Here is a 20,792-nt window from a genome sequence, read left to right on the forward strand (position 1 = left end):
AGCTCTTTCGGCCATGGCGACGCCTTCGCATCATCGCGTCACCTATCCAGAGATCGTAGAGCGCCGTCGCTCTGGCGATCGAACCCCGCGGCAACGCGCTCGACAGTTGCCCCTGCTTGACAGAACACGGGCGGGCTGTTTCTTCCTTGCCGCCTCCTAACGGCTCTCTTCAACAGTCGACTCTCCGGAGCGAAGCGGCGTGTCATTGAAATTCCTCGTCACCGGCGGCGCCGGATTCATCGGTTCCGCGGTCGTTCGTAAGTTGATCGCCGGGACTGATCACAGCGTCTGCGTCGTCGACAAGCTGACCTATGCCGGCAATCTTGCCTCGCTCGCTCCCGTCTCAGGCAGCAACCGCTACCGCTTCGAGCAGGCCGATATCGGCAACGGCGAGCGCATGCGTGCGATCTTTGCTGAATTCGATCCCGATATCGTCATGCATCTGGCGGCCGAGAGCCATGTCGATCGCTCGATCGATGGGCCCGGAGACTTCATTCAGACAAATATCGTCGGCACATTCGCCCTGCTGCAGGAAGCCCTGCGTCATTGGCGCGGGCTGGACGACGCCCGCAAGGCGGCCTTCCGCTTCCATCACATCTCGACGGACGAGGTCTTCGGCTCGCTGGGCGACGAGGGCTTCTTCCGCGAGGATACGGCCTATCAGCCGAACTCGCCCTATTCGGCCTCGAAGGCCGCCTCCGACCATCTCGTCCGCGCCTGGCACCACACCTACGGCCTGCCAACACTGATGACCAACTGCTCGAACAATTACGGGCCCTATCATTTCCCCGAGAAGCTGATCCCGCTTATGATCATCAACGCGCTCGAGGGCAAGCCGCTGCCAGTCTACGGCAACGGCCTTAATGTGCGCGATTGGCTCTATGTCGACGACCACGCCGACGCGCTGCTGGCCGTGGCGCAAAACGGCAGCGTCGGCGAGACCTATAACATCGGCGGTCACAACGAGAAGGCCAATATCGAGGTGGTGAAGGGCATCTGCGCCATCCTCGACGAATTGCGCCCCGATCCGGCCGGCCCACATGAGCGGCTGATTTCCTATGTTACCGACCGCCCCGGCCATGATGCGCGCTACGCCATTGACGCCGGCAAGATCGGCCGGGAGCTCGGCTGGACACCGAAGGAGACCTTCGAGACGGGCCTGCGCCGCACGGTTGAATGGTATCTCGCAAATGCCGGCTGGTGGGGCGACATCCGCTCGGGCGTCTATCGCGGCGAGCGGCTCGGCGCCGCCTGAACTGAACCGGATGAGAATCATGCTCAGCGTCGAACCGACCGCCATTCCGGCCGTCAAGATTATCACGCCGAAGAAGTTCGGCGATCATCGCGGCTTCTTCTCGGAAACCTGGAATCGGGCAGCCTTCGCCGAGGCCGGGCTCGATCTTGACTTCGTCCAGGACAACCAGTCGCTGTCGGCTGCCGTCGGCACGCTGCGCGGCCTGCATTTCCAATCGGCGCCCTTCGCGCAGGATAAGCTGGTGCGGGTCACAAAGGGGCGGATTCTCGACGTCGCCGTCGATCTGCGCGCTTCGTCCCCGACCTTTGGACAGCATGTGGCGATCGAGCTGTCGGCGGAGAACTGGCGCCAGCTCCTGGTTCCGATCGGCTTTGCCCACGGTTTCGTCACGCTCGAGCCCGACACCGAGGTCCTCTACAAGGTGACGGCGCCTTACGGCCCCAAGAACGATCATGGCGTGGCCTTCGATGATCCGGCGCTCGGCATCGACTGGCGCCTGCCACATGGTGAGCTCGTGCTCTCGGACAAGGACCGCAAGCACCCGCGCCTCGCCGACCTGCCGCGGTATTTCGCATGAGGATCGTCGTCACCGGCTGGACCGGTCAGGTCGTCCAGGCCATGCTGGAGCGCGTGCCGGCAGGTTTCGAGGTGGTCGCATTGCGTCGCCCCGAGCTCGATCTCGCCGCCCTGAAGACTGTCGCGCCGGCATTGCGCTCGGCAAAGCCTGACGTCATCGTCAATGCGGCCGCCTACACTGCGGTCGATCAGGCCGAGAGCGAGCCTGAGCTTGCCCTGCGCGTGAATGGCGAGGCGGCCGGCGAAGCTGCGCGCGTGGCTGCCGCGCTCGGCGTCCCCATGATCCAGATCTCCACCGACTACGTTTTCGACGGCGGCCTCGGGCGGCCTTATCGCGAGGACGATCCGGTCGGCCCCATCTCCGCCTATGGCGCAAGCAAGCTCGCAGGAGAGCATGCGGTCGCGACCGCAACGGAGAATCATGCCATTCTGCGCACGGCTTGGGTCTATAGCCCCTTCGGCAAGAACTTCGTTAGGACCATGCTGCGGCTGGCCGAAACCCGCGACGAGCTCGGCGTCGTCGCCGACCAACATGGTTGCCCCACAAGCGCACTCGACATCGCCGATGCGATCTTCGCCGTCGCGCGCAATCTGACCGACCGACCGAATGAAGCGGCCCTGCGCGGCATCTTCCACATGGTCGCCCAGGGCGAGGCCGTCTGGGCCGATGTCGCCGAGGCGATCTTCGCCGAGCGCGAGGCTCTTGGCGGTGCCCCGGTGCGGGTCAAGCGCATCGCAACCGCCGATTATCCGACGCCGGCCCGGCGGCCGGCGAACTCGCGCCTGGATTCGACTAGGCTCGCCGAGATCCACCAAGTCAGGCTGCCGCAATGGCAGGACGCGCTGTCGATTTGCGTGCGCCGTCTCCTGACCAGCCAACAGACGGGGTAGCCTTGCGATGAAGGGCATCATATTGGCCGGCGGTTCCGGCACGCGGTTGCACCCGATGACATTGGCCATGTCGAAGCAGCTGCTGCCTGTCTACGACAAGCCCATGATATATTATCCGCTCTCGACGCTGATGCTGGCCGGCATTCGCGAGGTGCTGGTCATCTCGACGCCGCACGACCTGCCGCATTTCAAGCGCCTACTCGGGGACGGCTCGGACTGGGGGATGACTCTCTCCTATGCCGAGCAGCCGCATCCCGGCGGCCTGGCACAGGCCTATCTCATCGGCGCCGATTTCGTCACTGGCGGACCGTCCGTGCTGATTTTGGGCGACAATCTCTATTACGGCCACACCTTACCGGAGATGATGGCGTCGGCTGCCGCGCGCCAACGCGGCGCGAGCGTCTTTGCCTATCATGTGCACGACCCCGAGCGTTATGGCGTGGTCGCGTTCGACGCTGCGGGCAAGGCGGTCTCAATCGAGGAGAAGCCCACGGCGCCGAAATCGCACTGGGCAGTGACGGGCCTTTATTTCTACGATGCGCAGGTCGTGGACATCGCCGCCAACCTCAAGCCCTCCCCCCGCGGCGAGCTTGAGATCACCGATGTCAACCGGGTCTATCTCGAGCGCGGTGAGCTTTCGGTCGAATGCATGGGCCGTGGCTTCGCCTGGCTCGACACCGGCACGCCCGATAGCCTGCTCGAGGCCGGCGAGTTCGTCCGGACGCTGGAAAGCCGCCAGGGCCTGCGCATCGCTTGCCCGGAAGAGATCGCTTGCCAGCAAGGCTGGATCAGCACCCAGCAGCTGCACGAGCTAGGCGAGAAGCTCGCGAAAGGAAGCTATGGGCAGTACCTGCTGCGGCGCGCCCAAGAAATCGGAGCCTGAAGCGCCCTCCACTGCAGTGGGTGACGTACTAACCGAGCACGCGGCCATGGAGGTCGCGCACATTGTAGCCGCGCGCCCAGGCCGCTATCGTGAAGCAGCGCTCGATGGCATGGTGCAATGTGCCGTCCAACTGCAGTGCTTCGGCTTCGAAATCCTCCGGCCTGAGCTTCAGCTCGGTCAGTGCCGCAAGGGCGGCCGGCCGAAACCAGAACATCGAGCCCTCGAAAAAGCCGAGGCGAGCGTCTCCGCGAACTTCCATGCGGCCCGCAATTTCGCGCACGCGCGCCTCGTTCAACATCCAGTAGAACGGCCGCGTCCGGAAGCAACCGCGCCACCCCACCATGCCGGTGCGCCTGTCCTCGAATGCGGTCAGGGCCAATAGCGTGGCGTTGCGCTCGCCGCAAAGCATGTCGAAGAGGAGTTTGCGCCGGATCTCTCCGTCACGCAGATGCGGACTGCGCTTGGTATGCAGCTTGAGCACCGCGTCGTAGCCGTCGAGCCCTCCCGATCCGAGAACCGCCAGGAACGGTGCGATATCGCGCCCGCGATTCTCGCAAGGGTGCAGGACGACGGCCGGAAGCCCTTCGGTCCGCCGCCGCACGAGGTCGAATCGCGCGATCGGAACTGTCAGATGCAGGGGTACGAGCTCCGGCAGCACATCCCGGCAGGCGAGGATCTCGTCGAGGAGTTCGACATGGTAGGCATGGGCCAGTATGGCCGTGCGCACCTTCGGCATCTGCCGCTGCCGCCCGATTGCGGCGAGCGCGCGGCGTGCCCGTCGTCCGAGTTCGGAAACGACGAGAGCGCCGAAGGTGATGGTCGCGATCTTTTCGAGAGCGTGGCGCGCATAGGCGTAGGAGAGCTTTCTCTCGATCATCTGGACCACACGCTCATCGGCCGAGCAACAGAACGACCATATCCGGCTCGCTTGGGAGAGAGATAGGCAGCACCATCAAGTGGCTGCGCGGCCTCGCATCAATCGTTGACGAAGCTCCTGGATCCTGGTCTCGCAGAGCTGATATTCGGGGTCGTCCAGCAACGCCTGCCGCGCGGCATCGTCCGAGAAAGCCAGCGTGTGCGCCCGGTCGACGCTATGGATATACTCGCCGATGTAGAAATTCTCACTCAGGCTGTCCCAGTCGCAATTGTCTTTGGTGAAAAGCTGCAAGGTCAGAAGATAATCTTCCATGTAGCGCTGGTCGTCATGATAGACGATTTTTGCCAGATCGATCCTGCTCATGTCCATCAGGAAGCTGTGGAGCGGCGCGTGGTTGTGCCCGACGAATTCTTCATATGAATAGCCGTATTCGAACATGCGCGAACGCTGTAGGCGCAATCCGGTGGAATTAGAGAATGTGGTAGCGAAGACACGCCCAAAGGTCACAGCCTTGCCAGTCATGCGCAGCCGGCTGATCAGCCACTCATAGGCATGGGGCATCAGCAGATCGTCATAGTCCAAGAAACCCGCATAGCGGGTCTCGACCTTGCGGAGCGACTCGTTGAGCATTCTGGAGCGCAGATCACCCCGGCCGTCTGCCGAACGGTAATGCTCCACCTTCGGCGAGTGGCCCGGATACCAGGGGAGATCGTCCAGTAGCGCGGTCAGCGCCTGCGATTGCTCGGGCGACAGGTCCTGCGCCGCGATCAACGGCGAACAGATGCAGTTCCGCATGGCGACGAGACAACACAGTGCATTGCGCAGCAGTTCGAAATCCGCCGATTTGTGTATGCGCATGATGGTCGTGACAGCGGGTAGATTGTCCGTCGCTTCGGTATTGGGTTCGGCGACAAAGCATTGCGCGTCCGTGCGCATGCGGAAGTTTTTGAAATGACTCCCGGAGACGCCCGCGGGAGAGAGCAGCAGTGGAGCGGAGCGAGCATCGACGGTTCGGATCGACCCGTTCGCGGTGACCTGGACCAGCGTCCCTTCGCCCTGATGGGCGTTGGGAACGATGACCGCTTCGGGGTAGGACAGGGCGGTCTGGACCATCGTCTCGATGAGGCGAGGTCCAAAGAAGGCGAGCTTTCGGAATTCGAGGGCAAATTCGGCTGCGTCCGACTCGCCCGTCACAGCAGGCAGTGGCAACCAGCCGTCGAGTTCAGCGTCGATCGTCACGATGCATCGCTCAAAGATCGAGGAGCGCGCCAGCATGTGGAAGAAGCGCTGTGCCATCACCGTGTCGGCGGCTAGCCATTCGCGGATGACAGGCGCAAACGCCAGATGGATGCGGGTCCCGTCGACTTGGATGTCGTTGGGATTGAGCTGGGCCGCGTAGGGTACTCCTGATAATGCGCGGCCAACGGCGTTGAGATAGGCGTAGCCGAACCGCGTATCGGGCTCGAGATGCGCGCCTTCTGCCCACTCGTTCCACGCATTGACAAGAACGAGCCGGCGGTCCGCGGGCAGATTCTCTTCGCTGTAGCGGATTGCGTTCTCGAGCCATGCCTGGAAGCGCGCGGGCGTGCTGCCATGCAGGACACTGGCCTTGTCGGCATAGCGCGCCGTATTGTCCCACATGGGAACGAGCGACCGGAAATAGGTGAAGTCCTTCGCGTCGGTCTGCGCTTCATAGAAGCCCGCGACATCGTCATAGGAGAGCACGCTGCCATCGATGCGTGCGTAGGACTTCAGCCTCGCTTTGATCTCGGGCGCGCCGCCGCGAGTCCAGTCGTGCAGCACGCGCTCGACGCCGGCATCCATGCCGAATTCGCCGGGATGCGTGGCACCGCGCGTCAGGACCGCCGTCAGATAAGGGGCTTCTAGGCCAGCGCTCCGGCACTCCTCGGACCAGATATCGACGTAGCTGCCGATATCGGGGATCGAGGAGGGGCGGTAGATGAACAGGACCGGGCGCCCCTCGATCCGCAGGTGGCGGGGGTCCTCAAAGAAGGGGATCAGATAGCGAATGAAGGCCCGCGCATCCTCTCGCGAGTAATTCTGCGCGAGCAGAATTTCGCTCTCATTACCGTCCCAGCGCCTGGTCCAGTTTTCGTTGGCCCAACAGAAACAATACGGCATCGGAATATCCGGCGTGTCGCGCAGCATGCGCGCCGGATATTCGAGGATCATCCTGCCGCCGAACCAATAATGGTAGAAGACCATGCCATGCACACCGGCAGTGCGCATGAGCTGCGCCTGCATACGCAGAGGCTCGGGGCTGTCGAGCAAGTAGTAGCCGATATCCGGGTGCGGGATATGCTGCTGATGATGGCCCTCGAACAGGGGGTTCGCAGCACGCACCTTGGTCCATTCCGTGAAACCCTTGCCGTGCCACTCGTCGTTCTCGGGAGTCGGATGGAATTGCGGGAGATAGTAGGCCAGCACCTTGACGTCGTGATGGACAATCGAGGCGCTGAAATCCCGACGCTCTTCATAGGCGCGGTAGTCCGGGATCGAATCGCCACGATGCAGGCGCAGGAACCGTCCATCCTGGTCACGGGCGAAGACCAAGATGAGTCGCTCAAGCGCATCCGCAAGCGTTCCACTCGGCGCGTGCGGCTCTTCGAGGAAGTCGTCGAAGGAAAGCGGCAATTCCAGGAAGCTGCGCAGGCTCGCGCCGCGCGCCCAGAACATGGCGCCTTCGGGAAATTCGACGCTCGGGAAGTCGTCGATCGAAAGGCTGGTGCAGCGCTGCAGAAGCTCACGCGCGATCGCATAATTGCCGGCCCAGCCGGTTTCGTCCTTGAGGAATTCGCTGCGGCCCTCGGGATAGATCAGCTTAGCGCTGGACTGCAGCAGAGTGAAGAAATGCGCTATACGGCCGCCGGTTGACCGCGCCGGGCCAAGTAGATGTTCGAGCCGTCCATTGTCACCGCCCAGCTCGCTATCATGCGGCGCCGTTGACGCGGAGAAGTGGCCTATGATCGCATACTGCGACAGCCGCGTACCGAAACGGGCGATCAGCGGCGCCAGACCGCGTCCGCGATTCGGCGTCTGCTCGACGACAAATCGGCCGAGCCGCGGCAGGCGCTCAGGCAATCTTTCGATTGTATTCTCCTCGCTGCCACCCTCCGGGATCGAGACGTAGAGGTCGAAGGCGCAGGGGATATTGCCGAGCCTGCCGGCGATCTCCTCTAGTTTCTCAACGTTCGGGAGATGCAGATGCACCGCCACGGAAAGTCCGTTCGGGCAATCCGGCGGCAGGACGTCGAGCCGCGGATCGACGTAATGGCGGATGATGCGCCAGTCACCGGTGTCCTCGTCATCCACCATTGGGCCGGCGCCGCTCCCCGAGCGGCGCATAGTCTCGAGGAAACGCAGGCGCCCGCGCAGGCCGGCCAGCCCCTCACTGCGCAGGATATGGATCGCCTTGCGTGCGGTCGCGCCGAGGCCGCCGGTGTGCGACATTGCATCAGGCAAGAGCTTGAAAGCCCGCTGCGCCCGTCCGATCTGCCGGCCAAGCAAGCGGGCGAGCATCCGGGTCGGGTAAGGGAAGAACCGACTCATTGCGCCTTGGCCCCGATTTCGCTGCATAGCCTGCAGCAGATAGTGTCATTCATGGCTATCGCCGCCGGCAGGGGGCCCCATCGGAGCACATTTTCCTTGTCAAAACGCCGCCGGGCTGCCGGCCGCGGCCATCGTCCGCCGTGCTCGCATTTGCTGCGTTCATCTATCCAGCTGCGGTTGAACTGGCAATCCCGGTTTGGCCGGCCGCAGGAAGGCCAGATATTGTGGCCTTCAAGCCATCGCGGTCTGATCCGGGACCAAGCTCCTGGCCTGCCCGTCGACCCGTTCGCGCCCTGGCACGATGTCCCCGGCCCTGTTCGATACTGGCGCTTGCTTGAAAACCGCGATAACGAGGGCGCCGATCCTGGCAGCGTACCGAGGCTTTAGGCGAGGACGAGAGACTGCAGGCGCTTCACCAATTGGATTTCGCGATTCTGATGAACAATCTCCGTTGGCGAGGCTGGGCCTTCGCTTCGATCGAGCCGATCGCGAGCGTCTGGCGCAACCAGCAGCTTATCCTCAAGCTCATCATACGGGAGGTCGCAGCCCGTTATCGCGGCTCGCTCGGCGGCGTCGCCTGGTCGCTGATGCAGCCCCTGGCGATGCTTGGCATCTACACCTTTCTCTTCTCCGTGATCTTCCAAAGCCGCTGGGCGGGTGCGGAGAACACTGGCGGGGTCAGCTTCGCGGTGATCCTGTTCGCCGGGCTCCTGGTCCATGGTCTGTTCGCCGAGGGCATCGGCCGCGCCCCCGGGCTGATCATCGCGCATACGAATTTCGTGAAGAAGGTCGTCTTCCCCCTCGAAATCCTGCCCGTGGTCGCGATGGGATCGGCCTTGTTTGCGACCGCGATCAATCTTGCGGTGCTCATCGCCGCGATGCTGGCCGCAGGCAGTCCGCTTCATTGGACAATGGTGCTGATTCCGCTCGTCCTGGCGCCGCTGCTCCTGCTGTCGCTCGGCCTGTGCTGGTTTCTGTCCGCGCTCGGCGTATTCCTGCGCGACATTGGCCAGCTGATCGGGCTCGTCGTGACCGCGATGTTCTTCCTAGCTCCGATTCTCTACCCTGTCAGCGCGGTCCCTGCGGCGGTACGGCAGCTTTTGTTCCTCAATCCGCTAACCTTTCCCGTCGAGCAGGCGCGGAACGTTCTGATCTGGGGCAGGCTGCCGGACTGGAGCGGTCTTTGCATCTACTTTCTCGTGAGCTGGCTCGTCGCGGTACTGGGCCTGGCGTTCTTCCAGCGTATCCGCAAGGGGTTCGCCGATGTACTCTGATATTGCCGTCAGCGTAACGGGCGTCGGCAAGTGCTACCTCGTTTACGATCGTCCGCAGGACAGGCTGAAGCAGGCGCTGTTCGGGACTCTGGCGCGGCTGCTGGGTCGGCCCGTGCCTCGGTATTTCCGCGAGTTCTGGGCGCTGCGCGATGTCGGTTTCTCGATTCGCCGTGGCGAGACGGTCGGCATCATCGGGCGCAACGGCGCGGGCAAGTCGACCTTGCTGGAGATCATCTGCGGCACGCTGGCTCCGACGACGGGCGTCGTCGAAACGCACGGCCGGGTCGCCGCATTGCTTGAGCTCGGTTCCGGCTTCAATCCGGAGTTTACCGGTCGCGAGAACATCAGGCTCAACGCCTCGATCCTGGGTCTTTCGGACGGCGAGATCGAGGAGAGGCTGCCCGCGATCATGGAGTTCGCCGGGCTGGGCGATTTCATCGACCAGCCGGTCAAGACCTATTCCAGCGGCATGGCGGTACGGCTGGCCTTCGCGGTGATGGCCCATATCGATGCGGACATCCTGATTATCGACGAGGCGCTGGCCGTCGGCGACGCGTTCTTCGTGCAAAAATGCATGCGCTTCCTGCACGAGTTTACTGAGCGCGGCACCTTGCTCTTCATCAGCCACGACACTTCGGCGGTGGTCGCGCTGTGCGACCGCGCCATTTGGCTCGAGAAGGGCGAGGTCATCCATGACGGCGAGCCGAAGGAGGTTTCGGACGCCTATCTCGCGAAGATCTACGAGTCCATTGGATCAGGTTCCGGGAGTGCCGCGGCGCAGCCGCCGACGGATGCTGAAGAAGCAGACGGCGCTTCAGTCGCGGCTCATGCTGAGACCGAGGCCACGATCCCGGCTAGCGCAACATCGTTCGGCGCAGGCGGAGCTTCCGTCAGAAGCGTCAGGCTTCTCGACCAGAATGGGATCGCGCTACTTGCGATCGAAGGGGGGGAGCGCGTGACGCTGGCGATAACCGCTGCATTGGACCTCGCTCTGCAGAACCCGATTATCGGCTTCGTCATCAGAGATCGGATGGGACAGAAGCTGTTCAGCGACAACACGTTTCTGAGCTTCGGGAATGGTATGATACCTGCCGGACCTGGCACGCTGCTCCAAGCGAATTTCGAGTTCGACATGCCTTACTTGCTGGCAGGTGACTACTCAGTCAGCGCTACCGTGGCAGACGGAACGCAACAGAGCCATGTCATGCACCACTGGGTCAACGATGCGCTCGTCTTCAAGTCGCTTCAGCCTCACGGCCATCGTGGCATGGTGGGTTTGACGAGCATGGTGATGACGATCGAGAGGCTATAGACGAAGGGCCCGGCGACCGCCTAAGGGGCAGCATCGTTTGCTGGGTGCGTCGATGAAGCCAAGGCGGTTGTGGCCGAGTCCGAGGCTGCTGGTAAGGCATTCGCATTGGGTTGCGCTAAGCGCATTCTCCATGTGATAAGGGCGCACTCTTGAGGCTCGCCGCGGTATTCGATGGACCATCAGCAAACTGCAAATCACTGGGACAGGCACCATTTCGATCCCGGCTTCATTCGCGCAGAATGGTCTTTTCACCCCTACGCCAAAGAGCGATTGCACCGCATCCTGGGAGGCGTCGCGTCCCGTGAGGAGTGGTTTTCCAGGACTTACCTGCAAGGCCGGTCCGGACTTCGCGGCCTTGGAATCGGGGTGGGCCTCGCCAAGACGGAGCTCTCGCTGCTCGCCACGGGCGCATTTGAGCAATATGATCTCTACGATGTCAGCCCGGTTGCGCTCGCTGGCGGCAAGGCCGACGCAGAACGGGACGGGATCGCGCATCTGGCGAACTTCGTCTGCGCTGACGTGCATCAGGTTGATCTGGCGCCGAACAGTTATGATGTCATCACGTTCATCGCGTCCCTTCACCACATTGCGGATCTGGAACCTATCCTAAGGAAGTGCGAGGCAGCGCTTGCCCCAGGAGGAATCATCTGGGCGGCGGAGTATATCGGCCCTGATTACTTTCAATTTCCTGACCGTGATGCGGAGTTGGCAAAGAAATTCTACCGGATAATCGATCCGGAGCTGAAGAAATCATCAATGGCCGAACTCGCCTGGTGCACGAAGGAAGAGCTGATCGCCGTCGATCCAACTGAGTCTGTTAATTCTTCAAAGATTCCGGACGTATTCAATCGTATTTTTCCGGAAACGACCACGATAAATACGTACGGATCTTTTGCTTTCATCCTATCTTGGTGTTTGAATCACGACGCATTGTACGATACGGAAAAGGGGCGGGATTTCTTTCGCACATTGATGGATCTCGATACACTCGTTATCGATTCCGGAGAACTGCCGCATTACTTTGCCTATTTGATCGGTAGGAAGAGTTCTTCGAGGACCGTGGTGAAAAAACTGGCCGAGCGACTGCTGCCGAGCCGCGGCCGTCAGCGCCTTTCGGTGGGAAAAAAAACGAGCTCTCCATGACTTCCTCTTCGACGGGGCGCGCTGACTCCAAGAACGAGGCTTTGGAAGGCCTCCGGGGCATCGCTTCTCTCGGCGTTTTCTGCGCGCATTTTCTGTTTGCGTTTCTTCCTCATCTGGCCACCTATGCGCGGCCGAACCTAGTCATTCCCTCTCGCTACGGCTGGGAATCGATCGTGGTGCAGCCGATCTTCAGCGTTTTCTACAATGGCAGTTTTGCCGTCTCGATCTTCTTCGTGCTGAGCGGGTATGTGCTGACGCGTCGCTTTATGACGAGGGACGATGTCGATTCGTTGCGGACCGGGGCAGCGAAGCGGTATTTGCGCCTCACCATCCCCGTGCTGGCATCGACCCTTTTCGCTTGGGCGCTCTTCGCGGCCGGGCTGATGAAGAACGGTCTGATCGCTGAGTTGGGCAGCGCCGGCTGGCCTTTAATCTATTATCCGCAAACTCTAAATTTTCAGGCCGCGTTGGCGGAAGCATTGTTCGGCACGCAATTCCTGCACTTAGCCCAGTTCAACGGGCCGCTTTGGACGATCAAAATCGAATTGATGGGTTCGTTCGTTTTATTTGCAACGTATCTCTTCTTTGGGAAAAAGTATTTTGCACTGAATATAGCTATCTATATCGCCATCGTGACTTGCATTGCTCCACAATCCGAGTATCTCTTCCACTACCTTGCGATCTTCCTCGGTAGCGCCATCCACTATGTCGAGCGCGGCCTCAAGCGCTCGGAATTGATGAGCGTCACGCTTGTGTTGGCGGGACTGTTTCTCGGCAGTTTCGATTTTTCGCCGTTCTTCTCCCCGCTCGCCAATGTGACCTTGCCAACGCCTCCAGCGCCTTTGCCGAGTTTCGAGGTGAGCAAACGTGTTTTCTACCATACATTCGGCGCTGTTTTCATCGTTATGGGAGTCATCGGCTCTGCGAGCGTTGCCCGCCTGTTGGCGTCCAGGATTCCCGTTTATCTCGGCAGGCTCTCGTTCGCCATGTATCTGCTGCACTGGCCGATCATCTTTTCGCTCAGCTACGGCATGATGGGCCTCCTTGTTCTGCGGTGGCGATGGGATTACGGGTCGGCGCTGTCAGTCACCGCCCTGTTCACCGCTGTTGTAGTGCTGGCTTTCTCACATTTGTTCGAAAGACTGGTCGATCGTCCGGCTGTGGTGGTCTCGGGCTGGTTTGCCGAGCGTGTACTGCGCCTTGGCAAGACCGTCCCCTCGCCCCCGGTGCAACCGGCGGCAAAACCATAGGAGCTTGATCGTGAGCGCGATGACGGACAGCGATCGGCAGAAAACTGCCGATCATTGGGCGACGGCCTATGAGAACGAGCGTTTTTCCAGGAGGGAGTGGATCGGGCATCCAGCCGCGCAAGAGCGGATGAAACGCATCATGGGCGGCCACGCTACCCATGCGCAGTGGTTTATCAAAACCCAGCTCATGAACAAGCCGGTTCGCCGCGGCTTGGGGATTGGTGTTGGTGTGGCGTTTCATGAAAATCAGATCGTCGCGAGCGGCGCGGTCGAAAGATACGATTATTTTGACCTGAGCCAGGCCGGCCTCGACCTGGCAAAGGCAGGAGCGGCCGATCTCGGTGTTGCCGACCGGATCACGTTCCACTGCGCGGACGTTAACGAAATTCCTCTCGAGGAAGGTGCCTATGATGTCATCACTTTCATGGCGTCCCTGCACCATATCCACGAGCTGGAGCGGACGCTCCTTAATTGTCAGCGGGCGCTTGCGCCCGGCGGCGTACTCTGGGCTTTCGAATATGTCGGCCCGGATCGTTTCGACTATCCCGACGAGCATACGGACATTGCCCGTCGCATCTATCGCATGCTGGCCCCCGAGCTGCATCTTCCGGGAGAACCGGAGCTGAAATTCCCGACGCCCGAAGCTGTGATCGAAGTCGATCCGACCGAAGCTGTGCATTCCTCCGAGATACTGCCAACGATGAGGCGGATTTGGCCGGACATGGAAGTTCACGGTCAGTACGGCTCGCTGAGTTTCATGATTATGTGGTGCTTGAACTACGATTATATCTACGACGATCCTCGTGGTGTGGAAGCCTACCGCACGCTGATCGACATCGAGACCGCATTGGTCGACAGCGGCCAACTGCCTCACTATTTCGTCAACGCCATTGCAAGAAAGGCCCCGCCATTGACGGCGAAACAGCGGTTGGTCCGCAGGTTGGGGATAGATCCGCATGGCGGATTCTATGCGGCTCTTGGCAGGGCGAAGCAGCGGCTCGCGAAGTAGGTCGCTTGTTCCTTCATAATCCCCTGAACGCTTCGCCGCATTTTCGCAGGTGCTCGGTGTGGTAACGGCTGCATGGAGCGCCGGCATCATGTCCGACATGGGCGCGTGGCCATCCGAGAATCGGCAATCCATTGCAATTGGCGCCAGATTAATCTAGCAAGCCGCAGCTTAGGTGGCGGCAGCGATCTGACCGACAAGCGGTTCGAAAATTGCGCTTGTGCTGAGGCCAGATTGGGGAAGGTGAGATGAGTTCAAGCCAGCGTTTGCGGAGTGAGCCCAACTCACCGATGTCGGTGAGGATCCAGTCTGTGTTGTACAGATTGCCGCGAGAAAGTGTAGAGCGAGCTCTTGAATATTTAGCTTCTGCTACAAAGCTGGCTAAGATAAATGGATATTTGAACCGAGTCGTTGTTGCGTATGGCGATTGCTCGCCCGAGACTGTACTCGATAACGATTATTTAGTAGAAATTCGGGAGCGCTTTGCAGAAAACCTGGAGATCGAGTACACTTTCTTCGGCGGTAATCTGGGGTCGGCCGAAGGTCACAATCGCCTTTTGGCGCATACCGCGAGCGATCTTGTCGTCATCTTCAATCCGGATGTTCTGGCTTCGCCTCGGCTCTTCATTGAGCTGATCGACGGGCTGGCAACTCCGGATGCCGGCTTTGTCGAGGCGCGGCAATTGCCGGTTGAGCACCAGAAGGACTACGACAGGGATACAGGCGAGACGAGCTGGGGCTCGACAGCATGCCTGATCGGCGCAGCCGCCCTCTTCAAGGAGCTCGACGGCTTCGATTCGAAGTCATTTTTTCTGTACGGGGACGATGTCGATCTCTCCTGGCGGGCGCGCCTGAGAGGCAAGAAGGTCATCCATAGGGACAGCGCGGTCGTCTATCATGACAAGAGGCTCGACAATCGCGGCTGTTGGATGACGTCTGCTGCCGAGAGATATTATTCCGCCGAGGCGGCGTTGATGCTCACGCACAAGTTTTCAAGGCCGGATCTGACCGAGACCTATCTGCAGTATTTTCTGTCATCGGAAAATCCGGATATGGAAAAGGCGGCGAAGGCTTTCGAAACCAGGCGATCCGAGGGACAGCTTCCTGCGCCGGTCGACGAGGACCACAAGGTTGGCCAGTTTATTGCCGGTGCCTATGCGCATCACCGCTTCAACGCGAGGTAGATGCCATGGCCGTCGTATACAAGCACAGCTATGAGGACGTGTCGGTTTACGGCAACGTCGTGGCGCTGCTGCAGAGTGCCGATCTCGGCCAGGGCGTCCATGTCGACATCGGCTGTGGCTACGGCGCAATTGCCGAGCCGATCGCCGAGCGCCTGAAGCTTGATTATGTCGGCTTCGACATGGCCGACGACGGCTTGGCGAATCTGCGCGCCCGCGGGTTCGCGACGGAGCAGATAGACCTGCTCCGGGTGGATGAGGTTGAGCAGACCATCCGCAGGGTGGTCGGCGATCGGCCGATCGTGTCGATGACGATCATCGATACCCTCGAACATCTCATAAACGGGCAAGACGTCCTGGCGATGCTGCGCCGGATCGCGGGCGATCACGGGTCGCTGCTCGTCATCAGCGTCCCCAATGTGAATCACAAGGATATTGCGCTCAAGAGCCTGGCTGGGCGCTGGGACATTACGGAATCCGGGTTACTCGATCATACCCATGTCGATTTCTACAACAGCGAGCGGCTGGCTCTCCGGACCACCGCGAGCGGTTGGGAGCAGGTGGGCGAGCAGGACTGGCTGCTGGAGATCAGCGATCAGCACTTTCCGCCGGACTTGCCGTTGCTGGATGTCGGCTCGCCCATGGGCGGGCTTCTCCGGGATCTGGTCGCGCAAGCCAATCCCGACCTTCTTGTCAATCAATTCGTCCGTGCGTTCCGCCCTGCGAAGCCGAAGGCGTCGCCACTGATCGTCGAGGCCCTCCCTTCGCTGGAGACCGGCCTTTCGGTTGTCGTGGTTGTTCCTGGCGACGAAGGAGCCCTTGATGACGCGTTGCCAACGCTGGTTTCCCTGGCGCGCCAGTCGAATACCGCTTTCCAGGCCGTTGTCGTTGTCGGTTCGCATGTTGGGCAGGCGGAGGCGCGTATCCGCGGCGTTCTGAGCGGAATCGCTCAGGTCGACATCGTCGTGCGCCCGACGGAAGTCGATACTGCACCCTTGCCAGCGGGCGTCACGCAGGCTTCGCGCAGCCATGTCGCGTTTGTTCCGCATGGCACGGTCCTGCCGGAGAGCTGGGCGGCTGGCCTGCTCTCCGTGATCGTCGCAAATCCGCTTCGCGTCGGTTGGCTCCATCACGGTGAGGTCCGCGTCGGCCGGCTCTCGCCGTTTCTCCGGGCCGATCAGCCGGTGGCTGAATTTGCGGTGCCGCGTCGGGCGTTGAGCGATCTTGGGCTGATGACAGGAGCGGCCGCGGCAGGAGCAGAACTTCAGGTCGCCATCTCCCGGGCCATCCTGATTTGCGGGTTGGAGCAGGCTGGGGCGGGAGGGAGTGTTTTGCTCGCTGCGCCGCAAAGCCTTTCTGTCGACCCCGTTCCCGACACGGTGCTGTCTTACCTCAACAGCCGGCCGCTGGTCGTGCCTCCAGGCACCGCCGCTGCGATCGAGCGATCGCTGCAGGAACTCGCCGCTGTTGAAGAAGCGCTGCGCCAAACGCGGCCATATGAGCGCCTCTTCGCTCTCGCTCCGCAATTGCGGGAATTGGCCGGCCCCTATCTGGAGGCGCTGAAGGACAGGCCGGTGCTGGCCGACGATGAAACAGGGCGCCCCTTCCTGTCGATCGTGACGCGGACTCAAGGCACACGCCTTGGCACGCTCAGCGAGATGCTGCTCTCGCTGGCGGGGCAGAGCTGCACCGATTTCGAGTCGGTCATCGTCGTGCATAGCTCCGATGCAGCGGTGTTCGCTCAGGTCGCTGAGCTCGTGAACGAGTTTCCGCACAGTCTTGCGAGCAGGGTCCGGCTTCATCAATGCACGCGGCCCGGGCGCGCGGCGCCGCTGAACGATGGCGTGGCTCTGGCACGTGGTCACTATGTCACAGTGCTGGACGACGACGATTTTGTCTTCGGCCACTATGTTGAGACCTTCCGGGAATTGGGCAATGCGGGCGCCGGCAAGCTGCTGCGTGCCGCGTGCGCGCGCCAGCAGTTCGAGCATGTCGGCGCCGCAGATGCATCAAGATCGCGCGCGGGGAGCTGGTTCGAGCTGGAGTGGCCTGCGACCTATGACGCGGTCGCTCATCTCGGCGGCAACTACACGCCGTTCATGAGCATTGCATTCCCCCGCGCGGTCTTCGACCAACTTGGCCTGCGTTTCGATGAAACCCTTTCCACGGTCGAGGACTGGGAACTGACCTCGCGGGCGGCTGCTCTTTGCGGTGTGGAAGCGAGCGCGGAGGTCACGAGCGTCTACCGGTGGTGGACCAATGCGAAGTCGTCGCTGTTCGAGCATGCCGCCTCCGAGTGGAGTGCCAATCGTCAGCGTGTCATCGATGAGGGCTCGAGACGGCCTGTCCTGCTTCCGAGCGGTGCGCGAGGGGCAATCGTCGCGATGACCGAGCGTCGAGATGCGCTCGAGCGAGAGGTGCTCGGTTTTTACGAGCATGACCGCGAGATTCGCAGCAGATTGCAGGGATATCTGCAGAGCACGTCATGGCGCGTGACCCGGCCGCTCCGGCGGTCCATCGCCGCTCTCAGAGGGCGCAGGGAGATCGATCCCGCCGAGGTTACCCCGACTTCGATGGGGGAGGCGCTGCATTGGATCCAGCAAATTCAGAACTCGACCTCATGGGAGATCACTGCGCCGATTCGCCTGGTCGGCCGGCTGGTGCGCGTCGCGCCGAGTCCCCTGGACAACGTGGTTGCTCTGGAGGGCGCCGCCGCAATCACCGCGGCGAGACTGCATGTTGACAGCACGTCCTGGCGTCTCACCCGGCCTTTCCGGGTCGTGACCGCCGCGTTGCGTGGGCAGCGGGACACGGGCCCTACGATCGAGGATCTCCCGACCGATCCGGAGGCCGCTCGACGGATGGTGCAGGACATTCGAAAGTCGGTGTCCTGGAAGATTGCCGCCCCGCTTCGGCTGGCCGGCAGGCTGGCTGGACGCTATGGTCGCGAGCGCAACCAGTGATCAGATGTCGACATCCGCAGTTCGACATATAGAACTGCGGAGCAAATGTCTGTTCCGGGAAGCTGCTGGCAACTCGTTGATGTTCTGGTAGAATTTGCAAATGTGAGATTTGCGGTCAGCTTTGGGTCCGGTTGGAGGCGAGCGTCCAATTCGTTCCGCCAGGCAGGTTGATTGCATTTGGAAGGAACTTGTGGGCTCCGTCATGTCGAATTGTCTTGTTACCGGTGGCGCCGGTTTCATCGGCTGCGCCTTGTCCACGGGACTCGCGGAGCGTTTTGACCGCGTCGTTGCCGTCGATAAATTGCTCCCGCAGGTCCATGCGCGACAGGAACGCCCTGCGGCGCTTGATCTACGCGTCGAGTTTCAGCAGAAGGATGTCACCTCTCCCGGCTCGTGGGACGAAATCCTGCCCGGCTTCAAGCCCGACGTCGTGATCCATCTTGCCGCCGAAACCGGGACTGGGCAGTCATTGCGGGAGGCGACCCGCCACGCGAGTGAGAATGTCGTCGGTACCACCGCGATGCTAGACGCTTTCTGCCGGCATGAGATTCTTCCCCGCCAGTTCATCCTGTCGTCGAGCCGGGCCGTCTACGGCGAAGGTGCCTGGGTTGCCCCGGATGGTCGTTTGGTCTATCCGGGCGGCCGCGACAGCGAGCAGTTGAAGCGACGCGAGTGGGACTTCCCCGGCCTCGCGCACCAGCCATTCGCGGCTGCCGTGACGGAGCCGCGGCCATCCAACGTATATGCTGCGACGAAGCTCGCGCAGGAGCACATCCTCGACGCCTGGGGCAAGGCCTTCGGAATCGGCGTGACGATTCTTCGCCTTCAGAACGTCTACGGACCCGGCCAATCTCTGACCAACTCCTATACCGGGATCGTCAGCTTGTTCGCGCGGCTGGCACGCGAGGGGCGCAGCGTGCCGCTTTATGAAGACGGGGCGATGTTGCGCGATTTCGTCTTCGTCGACGATGTCGCCGGAGCGTTTCACGCTGCTATCGCGGCGAACTTGCCTGGCACCACGCGCTTCGATGTCGGTTCCGGTCAGGCGAGCCCACTCAGCACCGCCGCGTGGATGCTGGCGAAGCACTACGATGCACCTGAACCACATGTCAGTGCGCAATACCGTCTGGGCGATGTGCGGCACGCATCCTGCGACCTGGCGCCGACGCTCGAGCACCTGCCCTGGCGGCCGTCCTGGCCGCTCGAGCGCGGGCTGCCGGCACTGTGCGAATGGATCGAGACGCAGTTGCCTTGAGCGTGGGAAGAGACGGATCTCACAGCGAGATTGCGCTTGCGCCTCAAGGCGGGCCGATAATGACAGTTGAGCTAAGGGACAGCCAGATGAGCGCGCCTACAGACGCACCGATGACGAACGACAGGCAGTTCGTCGAACTGACATTCGAGGCCGTGCTTGGCCGCAAGCCGGATCCGGCAGCGTTGGAGTACGGTCTTGCTATCGTAAGCACATCGGGCGGGGCGCGTCGCTACGTGTCCGAGCTCCTGACGGCCGAAGAGACGGTCACCCGGCGAACCCAGGCCAAGACCTCGCCGCAATTCGTCCATCCCGGTCACTATTATTCGCCGGTCTGCGATGTTGCGGAGTTGCAGAGGTCGCGCTTCCTTGAAGCCGTTCCGAACAGGAAGATCGACGGGATCGATCTCCGGACCGAGCAGCAGGAAGAGTTGTTCCTCAAGTTCGCGGCGCATTTTCCGGCGATCTGCTTTCCCGAGAATGCGACCAGCGGACATCGGTACTTCACAAACAACGACTTCTACAATGTCGGCGACGCTACGATCCTGGCATCGTTCATCCGCGAATTCCGGCCGCGACGCATCGTCGAAGTCGGCTCCGGCTTCTCCAGCGCGGTCATTCTCGACACGCTCGATGAGATTAGCGCCGACACCGGGAGCCAGACGCAGTGCACTTTCGTGGAGCCTTATCCCGATCGGCTTCGCGGCCTGCTCAAGACCGGTGATACCGGACGCGTCACTATTCACGAAGCGGGCGTCCAAAACGTCGACAAGACGCTGTTCACCTCGCTACAATCGAACGATATCCTGTTCCTCGATACCACCCATATTTCAAAAACCGGTAGCGACGTCAACTACGAGGTCTTCGAGATATTGCCTCACCTCGCGCCGGGCGTGATCGTGCATTTCCACGATTTTTTCCACAATTTCGAGTACCCGAAAGTGTGGGTTATCGACGACAACCGCTCTTGGAACGAAATCTATCTGCTGCGAGCGTTCCTGATGTTTAACGACGCCTACGAGATCATGTTCTTCAATCATCACTTTGCCATCGAGCGTCCGACACTCGCCAATGAGCGTCACTCTGGCTATGCCGGCCACCCGGGCGGCGGCCTCTGGCTGCGTCGCCGCTGACGAAAGATTGTAAGGCAAGTGGTTTCGGCGCGTTCGAAGGATGTACTGTGCTCACTTGATACTGGCTGAGGATGGTAAGGATCGTTCATCTTGACCAATGCCGTCTAGGCATCGATTTTGCGATGAATTTTGACCTGAGACCCTGATCTTCCTCCGTTCTGAGGGAGAGTCCTGAGTTTCGTTTCTGGCCTCAGGCGGCCTGTTTTTCCAGCGAGGATTTGAGGAC

Annotated in this window: 15 protein-coding genes; 13 read left to right on the plus strand and 2 right to left on the minus strand. The window is 61.2% G+C overall.

Annotation, left to right across the window (positions count from 1 at the left end; all coding sequences use genetic code 11):
• Positions 1-199: 199 nt before the first annotated feature.
• Genes rfbB through rfbA form a run of 4 tightly spaced genes read left to right on the plus strand, consistent with a single transcriptional unit; the run spans position 200 to position 3,605 of the window.
• Positions 200-1,255, plus strand: coding sequence for a dTDP-glucose 4,6-dehydratase (gene rfbB, locus V7S63_RS24250; protein WP_336532096.1), 1,056 nt, complete (start codon positions 200-202; stop codon positions 1,253-1,255).
• Between the two features lie 19 nt (positions 1,256-1,274).
• Positions 1,275-1,832, plus strand: a complete 558-nt coding sequence (gene rfbC, locus V7S63_RS24255; protein WP_336532097.1) for a dTDP-4-dehydrorhamnose 3,5-epimerase — start codon at positions 1,275-1,277, stop codon at positions 1,830-1,832.
• Positions 1,829-2,722, plus strand: coding sequence for a dTDP-4-dehydrorhamnose reductase (gene rfbD / locus V7S63_RS24260; RefSeq protein ID WP_336532098.1), 894 nt, complete (start codon positions 1,829-1,831; stop codon positions 2,720-2,722). Before rfbC ends, rfbD begins: the two co-directional genes overlap by 4 nt.
• Before the next feature lie 7 nt (positions 2,723-2,729).
• Positions 2,730-3,605, plus strand: coding sequence for a glucose-1-phosphate thymidylyltransferase RfbA (rfbA, locus tag V7S63_RS24265; protein ID WP_336532099.1), 876 nt, complete (start codon positions 2,730-2,732; stop codon positions 3,603-3,605).
• Positions 3,606-3,633: 28 nt separating this feature from the next.
• Here rfbA and V7S63_RS24270 read toward each other — a convergent pair whose 3' ends face one another.
• Together V7S63_RS24270 and V7S63_RS24275 are read right to left on the minus strand one after the other, a co-directional pair.
• Entirely contained in the window at positions 3,634-4,482 is an 849-nt protein-coding gene (locus tag V7S63_RS24270) for a rhamnan synthesis F family protein (protein ID WP_336532100.1), read from the minus strand.
• 75 nt (positions 4,483-4,557) lie between these two features.
• The gene (locus tag V7S63_RS24275; RefSeq protein ID WP_336532101.1) at positions 4,558-8,052 is read right to left on the minus strand and encodes a glycoside hydrolase family 99-like domain-containing protein; all 3,495 of its coding nucleotides are present in this window, start codon (positions 8,050-8,052) and stop codon (positions 4,558-4,560) included.
• Positions 8,053-8,489: 437 nt separating this feature from the next.
• Here V7S63_RS24275 and V7S63_RS24280 point away from each other — a divergent pair, with 437 nt between their 5' ends.
• The 9 genes from V7S63_RS24280 (at position 8,490) to V7S63_RS24320 (ending at position 20,566) form a co-directional block, all read left to right on the plus strand.
• A complete protein-coding gene (locus tag V7S63_RS24280) occupies positions 8,490-9,326 on the plus strand; it encodes an ABC transporter permease (RefSeq protein ID WP_336532102.1) in 837 nt (278 codons plus the stop codon).
• On the plus strand, positions 9,316-10,638 hold the full coding sequence (locus V7S63_RS24285; RefSeq protein ID WP_336532103.1) for an ABC transporter ATP-binding protein: 1,323 nt from the start codon (positions 9,316-9,318) through the stop codon (positions 10,636-10,638). The genes V7S63_RS24280 and V7S63_RS24285 overlap by 11 nt, the downstream gene beginning before the upstream one ends.
• A 171-nt stretch (positions 10,639-10,809) precedes the next feature.
• Complete coding sequence (locus V7S63_RS24290; protein WP_336532104.1) at positions 10,810-11,781, plus strand: class I SAM-dependent methyltransferase; 972 nt, start codon at positions 10,810-10,812, stop codon at positions 11,779-11,781.
• Positions 11,778-13,031, plus strand: a complete 1,254-nt coding sequence (locus V7S63_RS24295; RefSeq protein ID WP_336532105.1) for an acyltransferase family protein — start codon at positions 11,778-11,780, stop codon at positions 13,029-13,031. The genes V7S63_RS24290 and V7S63_RS24295 overlap by 4 nt, the downstream gene beginning before the upstream one ends.
• A 19-nt stretch (positions 13,032-13,050) precedes the next feature.
• Positions 13,051-14,040, plus strand: a complete 990-nt coding sequence (locus V7S63_RS24300) for a class I SAM-dependent methyltransferase (RefSeq protein WP_336532118.1) — start codon at positions 13,051-13,053, stop codon at positions 14,038-14,040.
• A gap of 395 nt (positions 14,041-14,435) precedes the next feature.
• Positions 14,436-15,221: a glycosyltransferase family protein gene (locus V7S63_RS24305; protein WP_336532106.1), complete on the plus strand. Its 786-nt coding sequence runs from the start codon at positions 14,436-14,438 to the stop codon at positions 15,219-15,221.
• Positions 15,222-15,226: 5 nt separating this feature from the next.
• Complete coding sequence (locus V7S63_RS24310) at positions 15,227-18,181, plus strand: methyltransferase domain-containing protein (protein ID WP_336532107.1); 2,955 nt, start codon at positions 15,227-15,229, stop codon at positions 18,179-18,181.
• Positions 18,182-18,383: 202 nt separating this feature from the next.
• A complete protein-coding gene (locus tag V7S63_RS24315; RefSeq protein WP_336532108.1) occupies positions 18,384-19,436 on the plus strand; it encodes an NAD-dependent epimerase/dehydratase family protein in 1,053 nt (350 codons plus the stop codon).
• Between the two features lie 86 nt (positions 19,437-19,522).
• Complete coding sequence (locus tag V7S63_RS24320) at positions 19,523-20,566, plus strand: class I SAM-dependent methyltransferase (protein WP_336532109.1); 1,044 nt, start codon at positions 19,523-19,525, stop codon at positions 20,564-20,566.
• Positions 20,567-20,792 lie beyond the last annotated feature (226 nt).

It is taken from the genome of Allobosea sp. CCNWLY174 (assembly GCF_037120455.1).
Taxonomy (GTDB): domain Bacteria; phylum Pseudomonadota; class Alphaproteobacteria; order Rhizobiales; family Beijerinckiaceae; genus Allobosea; species Allobosea lupini.

Coding starts and splice junctions, on each gene's coding strand:
- rfbC (WP_336532097.1), top strand. CDS start 1,275: ATGCTCAGCGTCGAACCGACCGCCATTCCGGCCGTCAAGATTATCACG.
- rfbD (WP_336532098.1), top strand. CDS start 1,829: ATGAGGATCGTCGTCACCGGCTGGACCGGTCAGGTCGTCCAGGCCATG.
- rfbA (WP_336532099.1), top strand. CDS start 2,730: ATGAAGGGCATCATATTGGCCGGCGGTTCCGGCACGCGGTTGCACCCG.
- V7S63_RS24270 (WP_336532100.1), bottom strand. CDS start 4,482: ATGATCGAGAGAAAGCTCTCCTACGCCTATGCGCGCCACGCTCTCGAA.
- V7S63_RS24275 (WP_336532101.1), bottom strand. CDS start 8,052: ATGAGTCGGTTCTTCCCTTACCCGACCCGGATGCTCGCCCGCTTGCTT.
- V7S63_RS24280 (WP_336532102.1), top strand. CDS start 8,490: ATGAACAATCTCCGTTGGCGAGGCTGGGCCTTCGCTTCGATCGAGCCG.
- V7S63_RS24285 (WP_336532103.1), top strand. CDS start 9,316: ATGTACTCTGATATTGCCGTCAGCGTAACGGGCGTCGGCAAGTGCTAC.
- V7S63_RS24290 (WP_336532104.1), top strand. CDS start 10,810: ATGGACCATCAGCAAACTGCAAATCACTGGGACAGGCACCATTTCGAT.
- V7S63_RS24295 (WP_336532105.1), top strand. CDS start 11,778: ATGACTTCCTCTTCGACGGGGCGCGCTGACTCCAAGAACGAGGCTTTG.
- V7S63_RS24300 (WP_336532118.1), top strand. CDS start 13,051: ATGACGGACAGCGATCGGCAGAAAACTGCCGATCATTGGGCGACGGCC.
- V7S63_RS24310 (WP_336532107.1), top strand. CDS start 15,227: ATGGCCGTCGTATACAAGCACAGCTATGAGGACGTGTCGGTTTACGGC.
- V7S63_RS24315 (WP_336532108.1), top strand. CDS start 18,384: ATGTCGAATTGTCTTGTTACCGGTGGCGCCGGTTTCATCGGCTGCGCC.
- V7S63_RS24320 (WP_336532109.1), top strand. CDS start 19,523: ATGAGCGCGCCTACAGACGCACCGATGACGAACGACAGGCAGTTCGTC.